The organism is Streptomyces sp. SID13726 (genome assembly GCF_010548375.1).
Taxonomy (GTDB): domain Bacteria; phylum Actinomycetota; class Actinomycetes; order Streptomycetales; family Streptomycetaceae; genus Streptomyces.
Genome location: NZ_JAAGLY010000471.1, coordinates 1 through 436, shown reverse-complemented (window position 1 = coordinate 436; position 436 = coordinate 1). Strand labels below are relative to the sequence as shown.

Below are 436 nucleotides of genomic sequence, written 5' to 3'. Positions count from 1 at the left end.
CGGTTGCTCATGTAATCCCATCCTTCGTCCTGCATTGGAAAATAGGTCTAGTCCAATATCCAGGGTACGGGCCTCCGCCCACCCTTCACCAGCACAATCACGCCACCCGCACAATGTGCGCATGGACCGCATGGACACCGCCCCGCTCCGCGCCCGCTGGCACGCGACCACCACCGCCGCCGGAGCGGCCGCCGGGCACAATCCCGACCCGTACGCCGACCGGCTCCTCGCCGCCTGGGCCGAGCCCCAGCGCCGGTACCACACCACCGCGCACCTGGCCGACGTGCTCGCCCGGATCGACGTGCTCGCCGCGCACGCCGCCGACCCCGCCGCCGTCGAGCTCGCCGCCTGGTTCCACGACGCCGTCTACCGCCCCGACCGCTCCGAGAACGAGGAGCGCAGCGCCGCCCTCGCCGAGCGCGCGCTGCCCGCGCTC

Annotated in this window: 1 pseudogene; it reads left to right on the top strand. The window is 72.5% G+C overall.

Annotation, left to right across the window (positions count from 1 at the left end):
- Positions 1–130: 130 nt before the first annotated feature.
- A pseudogene (locus tag G3I78_RS48635) lies at positions 131–436 on the top strand (hypothetical protein); the annotation flags it as partial.